Consider the following 20,365-nt stretch of genomic DNA (forward strand, 5'->3'; position numbering starts at 1 on the left):
AACTCACTCACAAACGATGATCGCGCAAAAACACCCCCGAAAGGCGGTCGCGCAAACCAAGTGTCGCGGGATGGAGCAGCCCGGTAGCTCGTCAGGCTCATAACCTGAAGGTCACAGGTTCAAATCCTGTTCCCGCAACCAATCCCCCGCAGCCCGTCTCCCGTCTGACGTATAAACAGCCCACTCGACTGTTTGCTTGACGGTTGAACCTCGTCAGCCTCATAGTCTGAAGGCTCGAGGTACACGTCGACGGTCCAAACCCTGCCCCCGAAACGAAAAAAGCCACCGAAAACCGCGCTAAAGCAGCTGCTTGATGGGGTTTTGTTTTCCCGCTCCGCACCTGCGTCGACAACATCGATGACCCGGAATCGCAGGCTCAAATCGGGTGTCCCGAAGCTCGCGGCCAGAGGCGACGCGAAGCAGTGGATAGAACGACGGCCCAAGGACAGCCGCAGGTGTCATCGCAGACCGTGAATCTGGGCGTTCAGACGGTGTAGCCGGTTGCCGCTCGGTCTGATCGTGGACAGTTGGCTTTTGCCGGGACCACCGGATGATAGCTTTGATGCGGCACTAGGTCCCTTACGCCACTTCAAGATGAGCAGAATGAAGGGTGCGAGGCGCACGGCAATGGGAAAGCCCTTCTTTACATTCGACAGTGCTTCTTTGCAGACAGGACGAAGCCGATGGGCGACATTCGGTCAAATTTTCTCTTGCCGGAAAAGCCCATGAGCCAATCCCGTCTCAATCTGATCGCCGGTTGCTGCGCCCAGGGGATGAAGAAGGTCCAGCTGGAGATGGGTGGCAAGAACCCGATGGTGGTCACGGCCAGGGCGGACATCGATCTCGCGGTCGGGGTCTGCCTGAACGGAAACTTCTTCTCGACCGGGCAGCGCTGCACCGCCTCGTCTCGACGGATCGTCGACGAGCGGGTCCAGCCGGAATTCACCGACAGGCTTGTCGCAGCGATGGGCACGCTGCGGATCGGCGACCCGCTGGACCCGGTTACGCAGATTGATCCGGTGGTTTCGGAAGTGCGGCTTTCGGGCAATCTGGACTATGTCCGGCTGGCGGGAGAGGAGGGATGCGAGGTCATCGGCGGGCGACACCTGAACCGCCCCGGCAGCTTCCAGGCGCCTGCCCTGTTTCTGGGGGCGCGCAACGATTTGCGCGTCGCGCGCGAGGAAAGACGGCCTGCACGTTCGCGGGACAGGTGATGGAAGATTTCGCCTTTCTGGGCCCGAAGGGCTGGCTGACGGGGACGGATGCGCTGCCGTATCAGCGGGATTGGCTGAACCGCTATGGCACAGCCCCTATCGGGGTGGCGCGCCCGGTCTCGACCGCCGAGGTCGCGCGAGTCATCGCGCTGGCACGAGCACATGGCCTGGCAGTGGTGCCTCAGGGCGGGAACACCGGGCTTTGCGGGGCGGCGGTGACAGAGGGCCGGGCGCTGATCCTGTCGCTGAACCGGATGGCGGCGATTGGGGCGGTCGATCTGGACGGCGGCGCGGTCGAGGTCGAGGCCGGGCTGGTGCTGGCCGACCTGCACGCACGGCTCGAAGGGTCAGGGCTGGTGTTTCCGTTGCATCTGGGGGCCGAAGGCTCGGCGCGGATCGGTGGGCTGATCGCCACCAACGCCGGGGGCTCGCAAGCCTTCCGCCACGGCACGATGGCCGATCTGGTGCTGGGGCTTCAGGTGGTGCTGCCTGACGGTACGATCTGGGACGGCAGGCGCGCGGTGCAGAAGGACAATGCGGGCTATGCGCTGCGGCGGCTCTTCGCCGGGTCAGAGGGGACGCTGGGCGTCATCACCCGCGCCGTCCTGCGGCTTGCCCCGGCGCCGCGCGACGAAGCGACGGCGCTGCTGGCGCTGCCTGACGCCGAGGCGCTGGTCGCCTTCGGTCGCCATCTGCGCGCGACGGCGGGCGAGTTCCTTGCCGCCGCCGAGTTCCTTTCCGATCAGGGCCTGGACTGGGTGTTGAAGCACCTGGCGCTGGACTGGCCGCTGGACAGCCGCGCGCCCTTCTATCTGCTCGTCGCGCTTTCCACGACCTCGGCGCAGGTCGCGCTGGACGACATCTTTGCCGAGGCGCTGGAGACCGGGATGGCGCAGGGGCTGGTGCTGGACGGGGCGATTGCCGCCTCGCTGGCGCAGCGGGCGGCCTTCTGGCGCCTGCGCGAAGAGCAGCCCGAGGGGCAGCGTCTGGAAGGTGTGCAGATCAAGCACGACATCTCGGTGCCGGTGGCGCGCATCCCGGACTTCCTGGCCCAAGGCGCGGCGCTCTGTGCGGCGCATCAGGCGGGCATCCGGATCAACCCGTTCGGCCATCTGGGCGACGGGAACATCCACTACAACATCTCGCCGCCGGAGGGCGCGGGCTTTGCGGGCGACATCGGCCAGCTCAGCCTGCACCTTTGCGCGCTGGCGCAGGACATGGGCGGCTCCTTCGCGGCTGAACACGGGCTGGGACGATCCAAGGTGGCGCTGGCCGACCGGCTTCGCAGCCCCGTAGAGCGGCGGTTGATGGCCGGGATCAAGGCAGCGCTGGACCCGGAAGCCCTGTTCAATCCGGGCGTGATCCTGCGCGATGCGAAAGAAAAACTTTCCTGAAGATCGACGATCTTTGTTTCAGCGGCTTCGGGTTGTCGGCCATACTCTGCAAGGCGCTCGCGGCAGCGCTGGAAGGAAAGAAGACCAAGATGACACGAAACGGCGGACAGCTTCTGGTGAAAAGCCTGCTGGCGCTCGGGGCCCGCAAAGGGTTCGGCGTGCCGGGGGAAAGCTATCTTGCGGTGCTGGACGCCCTGCATGACACGCAAGGTCGGCTCGACTTCGTGAACTGCCGGAACGAGGGTGGGGCGGCCTTCATGGCCGCGGCCTGGGGCAAGCTGACGGGCGAACCGGGGCTTTGCTTTGTCACACGGGGGCCAGGCGTCACCAATGCCTCGATCGGCATTCACACCGCGATGCAGGATTCGGCGCCGATGATCGTCTTCGTCGGTCAGGTCGGCACCGACATGAAGGGGCGCGAGGCCTTCCAGGAAATCGACTACCGCGCCGTGTTCGGCACGATGGCGAAATGGGCGGCCGAGATCGATCAGGTGGACCGCATTCCCGAGATCCTCGCCCGGGCCTGGGTGACGGCCACGACGGGCCGCCCCGGTCCGGTCGTCATCGCTCTTCCCGAGGACATGCTGACCAGCCCGACCGATGCCGCGCCCCTGACCGGACCGGCACGGATCGCCGAGGCGGCGGCCAAGCCCGAGGCGCTGGAGGACGCGCTGGGGGTACTGGCTGGAGCTCGGCGCCCGCTGATCCTGATGGGCGGCTGCAACTGGACCGCAGCAGGCCGGATCGCCTTGCAACGCTTTGCCGAGGCCTCAGACATTCCGGTGGTCGCGGCCTTCCGCTATCAGGACCAGGTGGACAACCACTCCCCCGTCTATGCCGGAGAGGCGGGGGTGGGCATGACCGCCAATGTGAAGCGGCTGATCCGCGAAGCGGACGTGATCCTTGCGGTCAATGTTCGCTTCGGCGAGATGACAACGGACGGCTACACGCTCCTGTCGGTCCCGGTTCCCTCGCAAAAGTTGATCCATGTGCATGGGTCGGACCGCGAGATCGGCAAGGTCTATCAACCGACTCTGGGCATCCATGCCGGGCCGAACGCCTTTGCGGCGGCGCTGCGTCCGGTGACCGGCAAGTGGAGCGCGTGGCGGGCAAAGGCGCGGACAGAATGGGAGGCGGGGTTCGATCTGGGCCCGCTGCCCTCGCCGGTGGACATGGGCGTGGTGACGGCCCATCTGCGCGATCTCCTGCCCGAGGACGTGATCCTGACCAACGGGGCGGGCAACTTCACCGTCTGGCCGAACAAGTTCTTCAAGTTTGGCCCCAAGGCCCGGCTCCTGGCGCCGCAGTCCGGGGCGATGGGCTATGGCCTGCCCGCTGCCGTGGCCGCCAGGATCGCCGATCCCGCGCGGACCGTGGTCTGCTTTGCGGGCGACGGCGATTTCCAGATGAACTGTCAGGAACTGGCGACCGCCGCCCAATATGGCGCGCAGCCCATCATCCTGCTCTTGAACAATGGCATCTACGGCACGATCCGCGCCCATCAGGAACGCGAGTTTCCCGGCCGCGTATCGGGCACCGACATGATCAACCCGGACTTCGTTGCCCTGGCCCGCGCCTACGGTTTCCATGCCGAGCGGGTGGAGACCACCGATGCCTTCCCGGCGGCGATGGCGCGCGCTTTGGCCTCGACCACGGGCGCGGTTCTTGAGTTGACCATCTCGCCCGAGGCGCTGACGCCACGGCAGACCCTTTCGCAGATGCGTGCCGCAGCCCTTTTCAGGAAAGACGCCAAATGACCCTTTCCATCCGCCTGGGGGCCGATATCGGCGGCACCTTCACCGACATTGCGCTGGAAGTCGGCGACCGGATCTTCTCGACCAAGGTCCTGACCAACTATTCGGCCCCCGAACAGGCGATTCTTGACGGGATGGATGCCGTCCTGGCCGAGGCAGGGCTTGGCTATGGCGAGCTTCAGATCGTCATCCACGGCACGACGCTGGCCACGAACGCGCTGATCGAACGGCGTGGCGCGAAGGTGGCTTTCCTCACCACCGAGGGGTTCCGTGACGTGATCGAGATGCGGACCGAAAGCCGGTTCGACCAATACGACCTGAACCTGCGTCTCCCGGCGCCGCTGGTTCCGCGCGAGGACCGCTTCCCGATCGGCGGCCGGATCGGGGCCTCGGGCGCCGAACTGGCCCCGCTTGACGAAGCCGCGCTGCGGGCGCTGGTCTCGGTCGTTTCGCAAGGCGGCTACGGGGCTGTGGCCATCGGCTTCATCCATTCCTATCTGAACCCCGACCACGAACGGCGCGCGCGCGATTTCCTGGCCACCTGCGGGCTACCGATCTCGATCTCGTCCGAGGTCTCGCCGCAGATGCGGGAGTATGAGCGCTTCAACACGGTCTGTGCCAATGCCTATGTCCGGCCGCAGATGGCGTCATATCTGGATCGGCTTCAGGAGCGGCTGAAAGAGCGGGGCGCACGATGCCCGGTCTTCATGATCCACTCCGGCGGTGGCCTGGTCAGCGTAGACACCGCTGCCGAGTTCCCGGTCCGGCTGGTGGAATCCGGCCCGGCGGGCGGGGCGATCTTTGCCGCCGACGTCGCCCGTCGTTTCGGGCTGGACAAGGTCGTGAGCTACGACATGGGTGGCACCACGGCGAAGATCTGCCTGATCGAGGATTACGCGCCGAAGACCGCCCGCAGCTTCGAGGTCGCGCGCACGACGCGATTTGCCAAGGGGTCGGGGATGCCGATTTCCATCCCGGTGATCGAGATGATCGAGATCGGCGCGGGGGGCGGCTCCCTCGCCTGGGTCGATCCGATGGGGCGCATCCAGACCGGGCCGGAATCGGCGGCGTCGGAACCGGGACCGGCCTGCTACCAGCGCGGCGGCACGCGGCCCGCGATCACCGACGCCGACCTGATCCTGTCGAAGCTCGACCCCGACAATTTCGCGGGCGGAGCGATCAAGCTCTCCACCGCCAACGCGGCTTCAGCCATCGCCGCCCATGTCGGCGACCGTCTGGGCCTTTCGCCGCAGTCTGCCGCCTTCGGCATCTGCGAGGTGGTGGACGAGAACATGGCCAACGCCGCCCGCGTCCACGCGGTCGAGAACGGCAAGAACATCTCGGACAACATCATGGTGGCCTTTGGCGGCGCGGCCCCGCTGCACGCGGCGCGGCTGTGCGAGAAGCTCGGGATCGACCAGTGCCTGGTGCCCCCCGGCGCAGGCGTTGGTTCGGCCATCGGCTTCCTGAAGGCGCCGTTCGGCTACGAGGCGCTGGCATCGCGGATCATCGGGCTGTCGGCCTTCGATCCGGCGGCGTTCAACGGGCTGGTCGACGGGCTGAAGGAAACCGCCAGGCGGTTCGTGGCGCAGGGCACTTCCGGCACCATCCTGTGCGAGACGGTCGCCTTCATGCGCTATCGCGGCCAGGGCTGGGAGATCCCGGTGCCGCTGCCCGACCGGCCGCTGACGGCGGCGGATGCCGGATTGATCCGCGACAGGTTCCGCACCGCCTATGCCCGCTTCTTCGGCCGCGCCATCGACGGTCTGGACGGCCAGGGCGCGGGGCTGGAGATCGAGATCGTCACTCTTTCGGTCAAGGCCGCCGACGAACGCTCCGCGCCGACCCCGGTCACGCTGACGACCGGCACCCGCTCGGCTCCCGCCGCGCAACTGCGTGACGTCTTCGACCCCGCCACTGGGGCCGATTTGCCGACCGCCATCGTCACGCGCGACAGTCTTGCAGCGGGCGACCGCGTTGCCGGACCGGCGATCGTCGTGGAGCGGGAAACCTCCACTGTCGTCACTTCGCCCTTCGACGTGGTCAAACAACCGGACGGCTCGCTGCTGATCCTGCGGAAAGGAGCGTGAGATGACCGACCAGACCCAGGAAATCCGGATGCAGGTGATGTGGAACCGCCTGATCTCGGTCGTCGAGGAACAGGCGATGACGCTCTTGCGCACCGCCTTCTCGACCTCCGTCCGCGAGGCGGGCGATCTATCGGCAGGCGTTTTCGATCCGCAGGGCCGGATGCTGGCGCAGGCCGTGACCGGCACCCCGGGACACGTCAACACCATGGCCGAGGCGGTCCTGCACTTCATCGCCGAGATCGGGCGGCAGAATATGTTCCCCGGCGACACCTATGTGACGAACGATCCCTGGAAGGGCACCGGCCACCTGCACGACATCACCATGGTCTCGCCCAGCTTCAAGGGCGACCGGCTCGTCGGCTTCTTCGCCTGCACCGCGCATGTCGTCGATGTGGGGGGCAGGGGCTTCGGGGCCGACGGCAAGTCGGTCTACGAGGAAGGCATCCAGATTCCGATCATGAAGTTCGCCGAGCGGGGCGTGGTGAATGCCGACCTGATCCGCATCCTGCGCGCCAACGTGCGCGAGGCGAACCAGGTGGTCGGCGACTTCTACTCGCTGGCCGCCTGCAATGACGTGGGGCACCAGCGCCTGATCGCGATGATGGAGGAGATCGGCCTGCCGAACCTCAATCAGTTGGGCGACTTCATCTTCTCGCGCACCCGTGCCGCCACGCTGGAGCGGATCGCCGCCCTGCCGCGCGGAGCCTGGGTCAATACCATGATCACCGACGGCTATGATCAGCCGGTGAAGCTGCAAGCGACGGTCGAGACCCGCGACGGCACGGTCAACGTGGACCTGACCGGCACCGACGGCATCAGCCGCTGGGGCATCAACGTACCGATCATCTACACCAAGGCCTATGCCTGCTATGCGATGAAATGTGTCGTGGCGCCGGATATCCCGAACAACTGGGCCTCCCTTGAGCCCTTCACCGTCTCGTCGCCAGAGAACATCCTGAACGCCCCGTTCCCGGCCCCGGTGTCACTGCGCCATGTCTTCGGCCACATGGTCCCCGACCTGGTGCTTGGGGCATTGGCGCAGGCGCTGCCGGGAAAGATCCTGGCAGAGGGTGCGGGGGCGCTCTGGAACATCCACATGTCGGTGAAGCCCACCACGCCCGGCGGGCAGCGGGCCGAGATCCTGATGTTCAACTCGGGCGGGATGGGCGCGCGGCCCGAGGCGGACGGACTGTCCGCGACCGCCTTCCCCTCGGGCGTGATGACCATGCCGATCGAGGCGACCGAGCACACCGGCCCGGTGGTGATCTGGCGCAAGGAACTGCGGCCCGACTCTGGCGGCGATGGCCAGTATCGCGGTGGGCTGGGCCAGATCATCGAGATCGAACCGGCGAAGGGCCACATGATGGACTTCTCGGCGATGTTCGACCGGATCGGCCCGGCCCCGCGCGGACGCGACGGCGGGCAGGCCGGGGCGAATGGCGTCGCCATGCTGGACGATGGCACGAAGCTGCGTCCGAAGGGCTGGCAGCACCTTCCCGAAGGCCGGCGGCTGGTGTTGCACCTGCCGGGCGGCGGTGGCTATGGCGATCCCGAAAACCGCAGCCCGGAGGCACGGGCCGACGATCTCTCGAAAGGCTATGTGACGAAATGAGCTATCTTGCATCCCGACTTGCCGCGGTGAAACCCTCGGCATCCATGGCGGCCTCGATGGCGGCCAAGGCCTTGCGCGCCAAGGGCTTCGACGTGATCGACCTTGGCCTCGGCGAACCTGATTTCCCGACGCCACCACATATCGCCGAGGCCGCGCACAAGGCGGCGCTGGCGGGCGAGACGCTCTATACCGCTGCCGCCGGAACCCCGGCCCTGCGCGCCGCAGTGGCCGAGAAGTTCCGCCGCGAGAACGGGCTGGACTATACGGCGGACGAGATCGTGGTGGCCAACGGCGCCAAGCAGATCATCTTCAACGCCCTGATGGCCACGGTGAACGAGGGCGACGAGTCGATCCTTCCCGCCCCCTATTTCGTCTCCTATCCCGAGATGGTGAAACTCTTCGGCGGGGTGCCGGTCAGCCCGGTCTGCGGGGCCGACACCGGGTTCCGGCTGACACCAGAGGTGCTGGGGGCCGCGATCACCCCGCGCACGAAATGGCTGTTCCTGAACACGCCGGGCAATCCCTCTGGCGCAGTCTATTCCAAAGCACAGTTGCAGGCGCTGGGGGCTGTGCTGGCCCGGCATCCGCAGGTGCTGATCCTGTCGGATGAAATCTACGAGCATATCCTGTTCGACGGGCGCGACTTCGTCAGCTTCGGCGCTGCCTGCCCCGAGTTGCGCGATCGCACGCTGATCGTGAACGGTGTCGCCAAGGCCTATGCGATGACCGGCTGGCGCGTGGGTTATGCGGCGGGGCCTGCGGCGCTCCTGAAAGCAATGTCCACGGTGCAAAGCCAGTCCGTCACCTCGGTCGCGGCGCCGATGCAGGCGGCGGCACTGGCCGCGCTGACCGGCCCGCAGGACTGCATTTCCCGTTTCCGCGAGGCTTTCGAACGGCGGCGCGATCTGGTGGTCGCGGGGGTGGCGAAGATTCCGGGTCTCAGCCTGCCTCCGCCGGAAGGGGCTTTCTACGCCTACATCGGCTGCGCCGGTCTGATCGGCAAGGTGACGCCCGATGGCAGGACGCTGGCGAATGACGCCGATGTCTCGGACTACCTGCTGAACCACGCCCATGTCGGATCGGTCCCCGGCGCGGCCTATGGCGTCTCGCCGTTCTTCCGCATCTCGACCGCGACTGCAGACGAAGTCCTGACCGAGGCCCTGTCCCGCATCGCCAAAGCCGTCGCCAATCTGAAGGACCCGACATGAGCCCGCGCTACGACACGATCCTCCTGACCGGCGCTGCCGGACGGCTTGGCACCGAACTTCGCCGGGCGCTGGCCCCGCTCTGCCGCCGCCTGCGCCTTGCAAGCCGTAACGGTATCGCCGACCTCGCCCCGAACGAGGAGTCGGTGGCCTTCGATCTGGCCGACATGGAGGCCGTCCTTGCCGCCTGCGAGGGCGTCGATGCCATCGTCCACTACGGCGGCGTACCGTTGGAGCGGCCCTGGCAGGACATTCTCGACAGCAATATCCGTGGCAGCTACCACATCTACGAAGGTGCGCGGAAACACGGGGTCAAGCGCGTCGTCTACGCCAGCTCGGTCCACGCGATCGGCTATCACAAGCTGGAAGACCACATCGACACCAACGCCCCCCACCGCCCCGACGGCCTCTATGGCCTGTCGAAATGCTTCGTCGAGGATCTGGGGCGGCTTTACTGGGACAAGTTCGGGATCGAGACGGTGGCCCTGCGCATCTTCTCCTCCTTTCCCGAACCGGCAGACCGGCGGCATCTGTGGTCCTGGCTGTCGTTTGAAGACTGCAACCGGCTGACCGTGGCCGCCCTGACCGCGCCGCGCGTGGGGTTCACCGTGTCCTTCGGCATATCGGACAATGCCATGAAGCCGGTCGACAACCGGCTGGCCGGACATCTGGGCTACGTGCCGCAGGACAATACCGAAGCGTTCCGCGCCGCGGTCGAGGCGAAGTTCCCGACCCCCGACCCGAAGGCTCCGGCGGTCCTGCACCTGGGCGGCTTCTTCGTCGAAATTGGGCACCCGGATGACGAGCCCGCGAAATGAAACCGTCCTATGACGTGGTGATCGTCGGCGGGGCCGTCATCGGCTCGTCTGTGGCCTATTTCCTGACGGCCAATCCGGATTTCACCGGATCCGTGCTGGTCGTCGAACGCGATCCGACCTATCGCTTCGCCTCGACCTCGCTGTCCTCCTCCTCGATCCGGGTGCAGTTCTCGAACCCGATCAACGTGAAGATCAGCCAGTTCGGCAGCGCCTTCATCAGGGACTTCGCCCGGACCATGCAGGTCGCGGACGAGGCGCCGCCGGACCTCAACTTCCACCAGGGTGGCTATCTGTTCCTTGCCGGAACCGAGGCGCAGGAACAGACCCTGCGCGAGAACCATGCGGTCCAGCGCGCCTGCGGGGCGGATGTGGTGCTCTGGGGGCAGGAAGAACTGGCCCGCGCCTTCCCGCACCTGAACGTGGATGACATCCGCCTCGCCAGCTATGGCCGCTCCGGCGAGGGTTGGTTCTCCAACACCGGGCTGATGAACGGCTTCAAGGCCAAGGCCCGCGAACTTGGCGCGGATTACGTCACCGACGAAGTCGTGGCCATCACCCGCGCGGGCGCGCGCGTCACCTCGGTCATGCTCAAATCCGGGGCGGTGATCGCGGCGGGCACGGTGGTCAACGCCTCCGGCCCCCGCGCCGGGCTGACCGCACGGATGGCGGGGCTCGATGTGCCGGTGGAACCCCGCAAGCGCACGCTCTTCGTCTTTGACTGCGCCGCGACGCCCGAGGGCAGCGCCGCGGTCAACCGGGGCCGCCTGCCGCTGATGATCGACCCCACGGGCGTCTTCTGCCGCCCCGAAGGACGCTTCTTCCTGTCGGGCGCCGCGCCCGAGGAGGACCCCGCGGTGGACTTTGATGATTTCGAGCCGCGCTGGGAGGAATTCGAGAACCTGGTCTGGCCCGCCCTCGCCATGCGCTCCCCCGCCTTCGAGGCGATCAAGGTGGTGAACCAGTGGGCGGGCCACTACGACTTCAACGCCTTCGACCACAACCTGATTGTCGGCCGTCACCCCGAGGTGCCGAACTTCGTCTACGCGAACGGTTTCTCCGGCCATGGCTTGCAGCAGGGTCCCGCCGCCGGGCGCGGCGTTGCCGAGCTGATCACCTACGGCCGCTACCGCACGCTCGACCTGTCCGAGGTCGGCTACGAGCGGGTCCTCGCGGGCCGTCCCTTCCTGGAAAAGGCAGTGATCTAGATCACCGCTTCCTCAAGGAAGGGTTTCCCGGCTGGGATGCGTTCATAGGCGAAGGGCGACAGGTCCAGCGTCTGGAACGCGCCATGCACGATCAGCTCGGCCACCGCGCGGCCCGTGGCGGGGGACTGCTGCAAGCCATGGCCGGAAAACCCGTTGGCGAACATGAAGTTGGTGACCTCCGGGTGGAAGCCGACGATGCCGTTGTGGTCGAGCATGTTCATCTCGTAGTGCCCGGTCCAACGGTTCACCACCTTCAGCGCGTCGAAATCCGGGATGCGGTGGTAGAGCGCGGGCCAGATCACATCGTCGAACTCCTGGTCGCGGGGGCCGAAATCCTCGTAATCCGCCGGACCATCGTCGCCGGGCGTGTTGCCACTCAGGAACAGCGGGCCTTCCGGACGGACGAAGGTGCCCGACAGGTCGATGACATTCGGCATCCGGCCGGGGATCGGGTTGGCGCTGGCGAAGACGAAGCTGTAGCGTTTGAACGGCGCCACCGGGATCGACAGGCCCGCCATCGCCGCCACCTGCTGCGCGCGCGGCCCCGCCGCATTGACCAGCACCCCGCAGGCGATCTCTTCCCCCGTCTCCAGCCGCACGCCCGCGACCCTGCCGCCCGCCAGCGTCAGTCCGGTCACGCGGTTGTCGATGTAGTCCACCCCCATCGCCCGCGCCGCCCGGCGGAAGCCGGTCAGAAGGCCCATCGAATCGAACCAGCCTTCCGCCCCGGCCCCCCAGGACCCTCCACCAAGATCGTCCACGTTCAGCCAGGGAAACCGCTCTTTCAAGGCGCCCGGCTCCAGGAACACCGTCTCGGCCCCCAGGTTGCGCTGCATCTCGACCCGGGCTTTCGCGGCCTCCACCCCTTCGGGCGAACAGCAGTAGAGATAGCCATGTTCCTTGAAGCCCAGGTCGGGCGCAGCCTCGCCCGGGAAGTAGGGCGCCATCCGTTCGGCGAAGCTGCGGATGACCTCCACCCCGAACTGGCTGATCTTCACGTTGATCGGGTTGGAATATTGCTGCCGGATCGCGCTGGTCGACAGCGCGGTCGACGAGAATTCGTAACTCGAATCACGCTCCACCACCAGGACCGACAGTCCCGACGGCCCCAGCCAGTAGGCCGTCGAGGACCCCACCGCCGCCCCGCCGACGATGACCACGTCATACGAGCGTCTCTTCGGCGCGAAATAGGGAGGGATCGGCATGACGGCTCTCGATTTCAGTTGTCAGTTGTATGATGACTGATAAGATGCCCCCGTGCAAGATACCAAAGAGGATGCAGATGCGGGGAACGGGGAAGGCGGATGTGTTCGCAATGCTGGCCCATCCGGTTGGCCATGCCAAAAGCCCGGGGGCGGTAAACCAGATGTTCGAGGATCGGGGGCTCGACAGCCTTATGGTCCCCGTCACCTGCGCGCCAGAGCGGTTCGACGCCCTCTGGGAAGGTCTGGACGCGATGCAGAACCTGCGCGGGGTTATCGTCTCGATCCCCTACAAGAGCCGTGTGATGGATAAGGTGGCGAAGGCCCATCCGCGCGCTGCGCGCGTCGGTGCCGCCAACGTGCTGCGCCGCCTGCCCGAGGGTGGTTGGGAGGCGGACAACTTCGACGGCTACGGCTTCATCATGGCGATGAAGGCAGCGGGTCATGTCATGGCGGGTAAAAGGGCGCTTCTGGTGGGCGGCGGCGGGGGAGGGTCCTCCATCGCGCATTGCCTTGCCGAAGAGGGGATAGCGGAGCTGACCATCGCCGACACCGACGGCCCGCGCGTCGCGGCGCTCGTGGCGGCTGTGCAGGCGAACTTTCCGGGCTGCCGGGCGAAGGTCGGCTCGGCCGATCCCGCCGGCATGGACATCGCAGTGAACGCCACGCCCATGGGCATGAAGCCCGACGACCCGCTTCCCATGCCGGTCGAAGCCATCGGCCCAGGCATGGTGATCTACGACATCATCATGGAGCCCGCCGAGACCCGACTGATGGCCGAGGCCCGGGCGCGCGGCGCCCATGCCCATGGCGGTCGCCCGATGATGGATGCCCAGATGCAGGCCTGGTCCGACTTCTTCGACTTCGAAAGGAAACACCGTGGCTGACACGCTGGCCCTGATCATCGGCGGCACCTCCGGCATCGGCCGCGCCATCGCCTTGCGCTTTGCCACCGAAGGGATGCGCGTGGTCGTCACCGGCCGCGATGCGGCGCGGGGCCGGGCGACCGCCGACGCCTGCCGCGCCGCCGGTGCGCCCGAGGCCACCTTCCTGCCGGTCGATGTCTCCGAGGAAGCCAGCGTCAAGGCCCTGTCCGCCGCCCTGCCCGAGGCCCCCGGCATCCTGGTGAACTGCGCAGGCATCCTGCAAAGCGGCAAGCGCGTGCTCGATCAACCGCTGGACGAGGACGAACGGCTCTGGCGCATCAACTATCGCGGCACGCTGATCGGCGCGCAGGTCTTTGGCCGCCGGATGGGCGAGGGTGGCGCTATCCTGAACATCGGTTCGCTGGCCTCTTTCGCGCCGCTGTCGCTCCCGGCCTATACTCCCGGCAAGCAGGCCGTGAAGGCCTTGACCGAAATCCTCGCCTGCGAACTTGGCCCGCGCGGCATCCGGGTCAATGCGCTCGCCCCCGGCTACACGCTGTCCGATGGCCTCAAGGCCCGGATCGCCGCCGGGGAACGCAACCCCGAGGCCATCGTTGCGACCACCGCGCTGCGCCGCTTCGTCCAGCCCGACGACGTGGCCGAGGCAGCACTGTTCCTCTGCTCGCCGCGCGCGGGCGCGATCACCGGCGTCACCCTACCCGTCGACGCCGGTTGGCTGGTCCAGGCCCCTTACGCGCAATATCTGCGCGGCAACCCGATCAAGGAACTGGCATGATTAAGCGCTTCGCCTTCGACACCCGCATCCATCACGGCGTGATCCACAACGGCACTATCTATCTGACCGGACAGGTCGGCACTCCCGGCACCTCCGCCGAGGCGCAGATGGCCGAGGTTCTGGCAAAGATCGATGGCCTGCTCGCCAAGGCCGGGACCGACAAGAGAAGGATTCTGCATGTGCAGATGTGGCTCGACGACATCCGCGACTTCGACGCGGTCAACCGGGTCTGGGATGCCTGGATGCCGATGGACCATGCCCCCGCCCGCTCCAGCGGTGAGGGGCGGATGGCCAAGCCGGGGATGCTGGTGGAGTTGATTGTGACGGCGGCCGTCTGATACACCCGCAGGAAGCAATGGAAGCCCTGCGATGAAGCGCCCCTCTCTCTCGACCGTGGTTTCTGAAAGCCTTCTGGGCAGCATCAGGGCCGGAGAACTGGCGCCGGGGGCGCAGCTGCCGACTGAATCCGAGTTGTGTGCGGTTTATTCGGTTAGCCGCACCGTCGTGCGCGAGGCAATCGCGCGGCTGCGTTCCGAAGGACTGGTGATCCCGCGGCAGGGCAAGGGGGTCTTCGTCTCGGAAGCGCCTCTGGCAAGCTTCTCCATTCCGACTTCCGACCTCGAGGCCTTGCCCCAGACCATCGCGCTTCTGGAATTGCGGTTGGGCGTCGAAGTCGAATCCGCCGGGCTTTGCGCCTTGCGCCGCAGCGACGCGGAAGCCGCGGCGATCCGGGTCGAGATGGAGCGGACGGACTCCGCCCGCCCCGACCCGGACGCCACCCGCGTCCACTATGACTACGACTTCCACCTCTCCATCGCCAAGGCCTGTGGCAACGAGCAAATCTTTGGTTTCCTTGGCTATCTGCGCGGACAGATCGCGCCGCGCCTGGCTTTGGGGTATCTTCTGGCCGCCGGGGTGAAGGACGACTACTTCGACCGTATCCATGGCGAGCATGAAGCCATCGTCGTGGCGATCGAAGCCCGGGACGAGGCCGCCGCCCGAGCCGCGATGCGCGCACATCTGTCAAACAGCCTTGAACGGTTGCGGGCATTGGCGCGTGCTGCAGGCCAGTTGGACGGAACGAAACGCCACCCGCATCGAGCCGCGTCCGAACCTGTCTGATCTCTTGCCCGCTGAGCGATTAGCGCCCGCCAGGCCTCCGGTCCGATCCGGATCGGATCCGTGCGTTACGAAAGCCAAGCTTTCGCTTGCCCGACATTTCTTCCTTTTTTGAATCCCCCCGCCAAGACATCCTCGCCACGAAGGAGAGACCATGACCGAAGTTCTCGTCACCGGAGCGACCAGCGGCATCGGCCGCGCAATGGCCCGGACGCTGCACGCGGCGGGCTATCGGGTCTTGGCGCTCGGGCGGAATGCGAAAGCCCTGGCCGAACTGGCGGCCGAAGGGATCGAGATCCTGGCGCTGGACCTTGCCGATCTCCGGGCGCTGTCCGCGTTGCAGGGCCGCCCGATCGACGTCCTGGTGAACAACGCCGGGATCATGCCGAAACCCGGTCCTTTTGCCGAAATGTCCGCTGTCGAGATCGACCAGACCCTCGCGGTCAATCTGGCTTCGGTCCTGCATCTGACGCAGGCGATCGTGCCCGGCATGATTGCGCGGGGCGCGGGGCATGTCGTCTTCACCGGCTCCACCGCAGCCCATGCGCCGGGCGCAAATTTCGCCGCCTATGCCGCCAGCAAGGCCGGCATTGCGGCTTTTGCCACGGCACTGCGCGCGGAAATCTCGCCCCATGGCATCCGCGTGACCGAACTGGTTCCCGGTCGGGTCGAAACCGGCCTTTACAGCGCCGTCCTTCCCGATTCCGCCCGGGGCGACATGTATGCCAATGGAAACTCCCTGCAACCGCAGGACCTGGCCGACGCGTTGCTGGCCGTCCTGTCGCTTCCGCCGCGCGCGACAGTCACCCGGCTGGACATCCTGCCGACCCGCCCCGTTCCCGCCATCCGGCTGAAGTGAGACCAAGATGAAAGACCTCAACATCGTTATCGTCGGCGGCGCGATGGGCTTCGGCGCGCTCATCGCGGAGATGGCCGTCGAGGCAGGCGCCAGGGGCGTTGGCATCATCGACATCGCCGATGCGACCGATGCCCTGGCCCCCGCCCGCGCCGGGGGGCTGAAGACCGCGCAGACACTGTGCGACATCCGCACCGCGCCTGCCTGCCAGGCCGCCTTCGACCGGATCGTGGCCGAACTGGGCCGCGTCGACACCCTGGTCAACTGCGCCGCGATCTATCCGCGCAAGCCGACGCTGGGCGTCACCGACGAGGAATGGGATGCCTCGAACGCGATCAACATCAAGGGCACCTATCACATGATGGTCGCGGCCATCGCCCATATGAGGACGCTGGATCCGGTGGCCCATGTCCGCGGACGCATCGTCAACATCACCTCGGTCGATGCCTTCAAGGCGCATCCGAAGAACATCCACTACGCCGCCACCAAGGCCGCAGTCGTGAGCCTTACCAAGTCCGTCGCCGACTATGTCGCGCCCGACGGCATCCTGGTCAACTCAGTCGCACCCGCCGGAATGGCCACCGAGAAGGCCCGGCAGTCGGGCTTCCTGGACGAGCTGGCCAAGGCAAGCCCCTTGGGCCGGGGCGCTCTGCCGCGTGAGATCGCCGAATGGGTCATCATGGCCGGCAGCCCGAAGAACACCTACATGACCGGAGAAAACATCATCGTTTCCGGTGGTTACATCTACGCCTGACCCAACCTCCTGACCCCGGCGGCAGACCGGGGCAAAGCCCGAACCGGCGCGGCAGGCCCGGATCGGGGTGGCCGACTGTTGCCTGCCATCACGCCAACCAGGGAGTGGCACCCATGAATTTCAAGACGACGACCGCCTTCGGGCTGGGGATGCTGGCGCTGTCGGCCGTTGCGGTCCAGGCCGATACCGGCGACACGCTGAAGACGGTGCAGGCCCGCGGCACGCTGAACTGCCCCGGCGACATCGGGTCCTACATGGGCTTTGCCGAAGTGGACGACCAGGGCAACTGGAAGGGCCTCGACATCGAGCTGTGCCGCGCGATGACCACGGCGATCTTCGGCGATCCGGCCAAGGCCAACATCGTCCCGATCGACTGGGCGCAGCGCTGGCCGTCCTTGCAGTCGGGCGACATCGACATCGTGATCAAGGCCTCCGGCGGCACCCGATCGCGCGACACCGAACTCGGGCTGCAATTCTCGATGTCCTACTACCTCGGGACCACCAAGGTCATGGCGCACAAGGAGCTGAACCTGGCCTCGCTGAAGGATGCCGAGGGCGGTTCGATCTGCGTGCCCGCCTCGACCTCGACCGAGCGGCAGGTCGCGTCCTATCTGGAAGCCAAGGGCATCAAGATGGAGATCGTCGCCATCGAGAAGAACGAAGAGGTGGAGGCCGCCTATTTCTCGGGCCGCTGCGACACCTATGCCCAGTGGGGGCCGGTCCTGGCTATCGCCGCCTCGCAGTCCGAGGCGCCCGACAGCCATGTCCTGCTGCCCGACGTTCTGGCACTGGAGCCGGAAGTGATGATCACCCGTCAGGGCGATGACAACTGGGTGGACATCGCCAACTGGACGCTGACCGCGCTGATCTATGCCGAACAGGAAGGCATCACCTCGGCCAATGTCGACGAGATCAAGGCCGCGCCGCCCTCGGCCGAAATCGGCAAGTTCCTCGGCGCGACGCCCGGCATGGGTGCGGGTCTCGGACTGGGCGACGACTGGGCCTACAACGTGATCAAGCAGGTCGGCAACTACTCGGAAATCTTCGAGCGCAGCCTTGGACAGGGCTCCCCCTACAAGATGCCGCGCGAGATGACCGCCCTGTGGAAGGACGGCGGCGTGCTGTTCCCGCTGGTGGTCGACTGATCAAGGTCGGGCCCGTGGCGGGTTGTGCCGCCGCGGGCCTCCCCAATCCCCGCTCCCCGTTCTTCGTCCAAGGGCAGACCGATGGCAGGATCAACCTTCTGGCGCAGCAAGTCCGTCCGGGGCATCGTCCTCCAGGGCGGCTTCCTGGCGCTGATCGCCGCCGTCGTGATCGGTGCCACCCTGACCGCGCGCGACACTCTGGCCGCGCAGGGGCTGACGTCGGGCTTCGGCTTCCTGCGGAAGGCGACAGGATGGGAGATGAACTTTTCCCTCCTCCCGACGACCACCAGCGATCCCTATTGGTGGTATCTGCTGATGGGCCTCATGAACACGCTCTTCATGGGGCTGGTCGGCTTGACCGGGGCCTCGGTCCTTGGCCTGATCGTGGGACTCATGCGGTCGGGCCGCAACCCCGCCGCCCGGCTCCTGGGCACGCTCTATATCGAGCTGTTCCGCAACCTGCCGCTGATCCTGCAACTCTTCTTCTGGTATGCGATGGCGAATGCGCTGCCTGCGCCCCGCCAGTCGCTGGAAATCGGCGGCGCGCTGGTCAATGCGCGGGGCATTTATCTGCCGGGTCTGGCCATCGGGCCGGGAACCGTCGCGCTTGCCCTACTGGCCGTGGCCTCGGGGGCCTGCCTTGCCGTCTGGGTTCTTGCCGCCCGCCGGTTCCGCCGGATGGAGCCGCAGGGCCAGCGCCGCCTCTCACTGGCCGCGCTGGGCGCCGGACTGGCCCTTGCCGCCGTAACGGTCCTTGCCGGACACGAACCCGGCACCGCCTGGACCTCCTGGCCCGCGCTCGCAGGGCTGAAGGTCGACGGCGGCTTCCGCATCCAGCCCGAGGTCTATGCCCTGGCCATCGCGATCATGACCTATGGCGCCGCCTATGTCGGAGAGATCGTCCGGGGCGGCTTCAAGGCGGTGGGTCGCGGCCAGATGGAAGCCGCCGCCGCCCTGGGCCTGTCGCCGTGGCAGGTCTTCTCCCGCGTGCGGATGCCGCTCGCCTTCCGCGCCATGCTGCCGATCCTGATCAACCAGTATGTCTGGCTGATCAAGGCTACCACGCTCGGCATCGCGGTCGGCTTCTCGGATTTCTTCATGGTGATCGCCTCGTCGATCAACCATTCCGGCCAGACCTTCGAATTCATCGCCATCCTGATGGGCGGCTTCCTTCTGATCAACTTCTCGCTGGCCGCGGTGCTGAACCGTCTGAACCGGGCCATCGCGCTGAAGGGCCATCAGACGACGGGTGTGCAATGACCAGTGCGGCGCGCTCCAGAACCGGACTCAAGCGCTGGCGCAAGGACTATTTCGGTTCACCCGGTGCCGCGCTGATGACGCTCTTCAGCCTCGCAGCGCTTGGGGCGATCCTGTGGGTACTGGTCGACTGGGGCCTGATCCGCGCCACCTTTGGCGCCGAGGGCAATCAGGAAACCTGCGCCGCCGGCGGCGGGGCCTGCTGGTCGGTGATTGCCGTGCGTTGGCGGGTGATCCTGTTCGGCATCTACCCATTCGAGGAACAGTGGCGCGCAGCCCTCGCCTGCGGCACCGTCGCGCTGGTGATCCTTCTGTCCTGCATCCCGAGGCTCTGGAGCTTCGGCCGCCTGGCCCTGATCTGGACCTTGGGGACGGCGCTCTTCTACGCGCTTATGCGCGGTGGCGTGCTGGGGCTGGCGCCAGTCAATGAACAGCAATGGGGCGGGCTGCCGCTGACGCTCTTCGTCTTCGTCGCCACCGGCGTGATCGGGATGCCGCTCGCCATCGGTCTCGCGCTGCTCAGGCGGTCGGACTATCCGGTCATCGCCCGCGTCTCCGGCTGGATCATCGACACGATCCGTTCGCTCCCCCTGCTCTCGATCCTCTTCACCTGCGCCATCGTGTTGCCGTTCATGCTGCCGGGCTTCCTGATCGGCGAGAAGCTCTACCGCGTTGTCTTCGGCGCCGCCCTGTTCTTCGCCGCCTATCAGGCCGAGATCATCCGTGGCGGCTTCCAGGGCATTCCGTCCGGCCAGGAAGAGGCGGCGAAGGCGCTGGGCCTGTCCTACTGGCAGCGCATGGGCCGCATCGTCCTGCCGCAGGCCTTCCGGCTGGCGCTTCCGGCCACGATCAACCAGTTCGTCATCGCCTTCATGGAAACCTCGCTGATCGTCGTCGTCGGCTTCATGGAACTGCTGGCGGCGGGTAACACCGCCTTCAAGACCGGCGACTGGAAGTTCGCCTATGCCGAGGTCTACGTCTTCATCGCCGCCATCTACTTCACCTTCGTCTTCGGCCTGTCGCGCTATGGTGCCTATCTCGAGGCCCGGATGAACACTGGCCACGCCAAGGACTGACC

17 protein-coding genes, 1 tRNA gene and 1 pseudogene are annotated in these 20,365 nt (G+C 66.5%); 18 read left to right on the top strand and 1 reads right to left on the bottom strand.

Going from position 1 to position 20,365, the window contains the following annotated elements; translation table 11 throughout:
* The first annotated feature begins 64 nt into the window (after positions 1-64).
* From JNJ68_RS17455 to JNJ68_RS17495, 9 genes and pseudogenes are all read left to right on the top strand, one after another.
* Positions 65-141: transfer RNA gene (locus tag JNJ68_RS17455), tRNA-Met, on the top strand.
* Between the two features lie 584 nt (positions 142-725).
* Positions 726-1,214: an aldehyde dehydrogenase family protein gene (locus JNJ68_RS17460; RefSeq protein WP_294984421.1), complete on the top strand. Its 489-nt coding sequence runs from the start codon at positions 726-728 to the stop codon at positions 1,212-1,214.
* Complete coding sequence (locus JNJ68_RS17465) at positions 1,214-2,608, top strand: FAD-binding oxidoreductase (RefSeq protein WP_294984424.1); 1,395 nt, start codon at positions 1,214-1,216, stop codon at positions 2,606-2,608. Before JNJ68_RS17460 ends, JNJ68_RS17465 begins: the two co-directional genes overlap by 1 nt.
* 89 nt (positions 2,609-2,697) lie before the next feature.
* The gene (locus JNJ68_RS17470) at positions 2,698-4,365 is read left to right on the top strand and encodes a thiamine pyrophosphate-binding protein (protein WP_294984427.1); all 1,668 of its coding nucleotides are present in this window, start codon (positions 2,698-2,700) and stop codon (positions 4,363-4,365) included.
* Positions 4,362-6,452 (top strand): hydantoinase/oxoprolinase family protein, encoded by a 2,091-nt coding sequence (locus JNJ68_RS17475; protein ID WP_294984429.1) that lies wholly within the window; start codon positions 4,362-4,364, stop codon positions 6,450-6,452. Before JNJ68_RS17470 ends, JNJ68_RS17475 begins: the two co-directional genes overlap by 4 nt.
* 1 nt (position 6,453) lies before the next feature.
* Positions 6,454-8,058, top strand: a pseudogene (locus JNJ68_RS17480) (hydantoinase B/oxoprolinase family protein); the annotation flags it as partial.
* Between the two features lie 2 nt (positions 8,059-8,060).
* The gene (locus JNJ68_RS17485) at positions 8,061-9,272 is read left to right on the top strand and encodes a pyridoxal phosphate-dependent aminotransferase (protein ID WP_294984432.1); all 1,212 of its coding nucleotides are present in this window, start codon (positions 8,061-8,063) and stop codon (positions 9,270-9,272) included.
* Positions 9,269-10,087: an NAD(P)-dependent oxidoreductase gene (locus JNJ68_RS17490; protein WP_294984435.1), complete on the top strand. Its 819-nt coding sequence runs from the start codon at positions 9,269-9,271 to the stop codon at positions 10,085-10,087. Before JNJ68_RS17485 ends, JNJ68_RS17490 begins: the two co-directional genes overlap by 4 nt.
* Entirely contained in the window at positions 10,084-11,292 is a 1,209-nt protein-coding gene (locus JNJ68_RS17495; RefSeq protein ID WP_294984437.1) for an FAD-binding oxidoreductase, read from the top strand. Before JNJ68_RS17490 ends, JNJ68_RS17495 begins: the two co-directional genes overlap by 4 nt.
* Here JNJ68_RS17495 and JNJ68_RS17500 read toward each other — a convergent pair.
* Positions 11,289-12,497 carry an FAD-dependent oxidoreductase gene (locus tag JNJ68_RS17500; RefSeq protein ID WP_294984439.1) on the bottom strand — a complete coding sequence of 403 codons (1,209 nt, stop codon included), beginning with the start codon at positions 12,495-12,497 and terminating at the stop codon, positions 11,289-11,291. The genes JNJ68_RS17495 and JNJ68_RS17500 overlap by 4 nt on opposite strands.
* Before the next feature lie 77 nt (positions 12,498-12,574).
* Here JNJ68_RS17500 and JNJ68_RS17505 point away from each other — a divergent pair, with 77 nt between their 5' ends.
* The 9 genes from JNJ68_RS17505 (at position 12,575) to JNJ68_RS17545 (ending at position 20,363) form a co-directional block, all read left to right on the top strand.
* The gene (locus JNJ68_RS17505) at positions 12,575-13,381 is read left to right on the top strand and encodes a shikimate dehydrogenase (protein WP_294984441.1); all 807 of its coding nucleotides are present in this window, start codon (positions 12,575-12,577) and stop codon (positions 13,379-13,381) included.
* On the top strand, positions 13,374-14,156 hold the full coding sequence (locus JNJ68_RS17510; RefSeq protein ID WP_294984443.1) for an SDR family oxidoreductase: 783 nt from the start codon (positions 13,374-13,376) through the stop codon (positions 14,154-14,156). Before JNJ68_RS17505 ends, JNJ68_RS17510 begins: the two co-directional genes overlap by 8 nt.
* Positions 14,153-14,494: a RidA family protein gene (locus JNJ68_RS17515; RefSeq protein WP_294984445.1), complete on the top strand. Its 342-nt coding sequence runs from the start codon at positions 14,153-14,155 to the stop codon at positions 14,492-14,494. Before JNJ68_RS17510 ends, JNJ68_RS17515 begins: the two co-directional genes overlap by 4 nt.
* A gap of 31 nt (positions 14,495-14,525) precedes the next feature.
* Positions 14,526-15,278 (top strand): FCD domain-containing protein, encoded by a 753-nt coding sequence (locus tag JNJ68_RS17520; RefSeq protein ID WP_294984448.1) that lies wholly within the window; start codon positions 14,526-14,528, stop codon positions 15,276-15,278.
* Positions 15,279-15,429: 151 nt separating this feature from the next.
* Positions 15,430-16,134 carry an SDR family oxidoreductase gene (locus tag JNJ68_RS17525; protein ID WP_294984451.1) on the top strand — a complete coding sequence of 235 codons (705 nt, stop codon included), beginning with the start codon at positions 15,430-15,432 and terminating at the stop codon, positions 16,132-16,134.
* A gap of 7 nt (positions 16,135-16,141) precedes the next feature.
* Entirely contained in the window at positions 16,142-16,885 is a 744-nt protein-coding gene (locus JNJ68_RS17530) for an SDR family oxidoreductase (protein ID WP_294984453.1), read from the top strand.
* A gap of 113 nt (positions 16,886-16,998) precedes the next feature.
* On the top strand, positions 16,999-18,030 hold the full coding sequence (locus JNJ68_RS17535) for an amino acid ABC transporter substrate-binding protein (protein WP_294984456.1): 1,032 nt from the start codon (positions 16,999-17,001) through the stop codon (positions 18,028-18,030).
* Between the two features lie 81 nt (positions 18,031-18,111).
* A complete protein-coding gene (locus tag JNJ68_RS17540; protein ID WP_294984460.1) occupies positions 18,112-19,290 on the top strand; it encodes an ABC transporter permease subunit in 1,179 nt (392 codons plus the stop codon).
* Complete coding sequence (locus JNJ68_RS17545; protein WP_294984463.1) at positions 19,287-20,363, top strand: amino acid ABC transporter permease; 1,077 nt, start codon at positions 19,287-19,289, stop codon at positions 20,361-20,363. The genes JNJ68_RS17540 and JNJ68_RS17545 overlap by 4 nt, the downstream gene beginning before the upstream one ends.
* Positions 20,364-20,365: the final 2 nt, after the last annotated feature.

This window comes from Tabrizicola sp. (assembly GCF_016793705.1).
Classification (GTDB): Bacteria; Pseudomonadota; Alphaproteobacteria; order Rhodobacterales; family Rhodobacteraceae; genus Tabrizicola.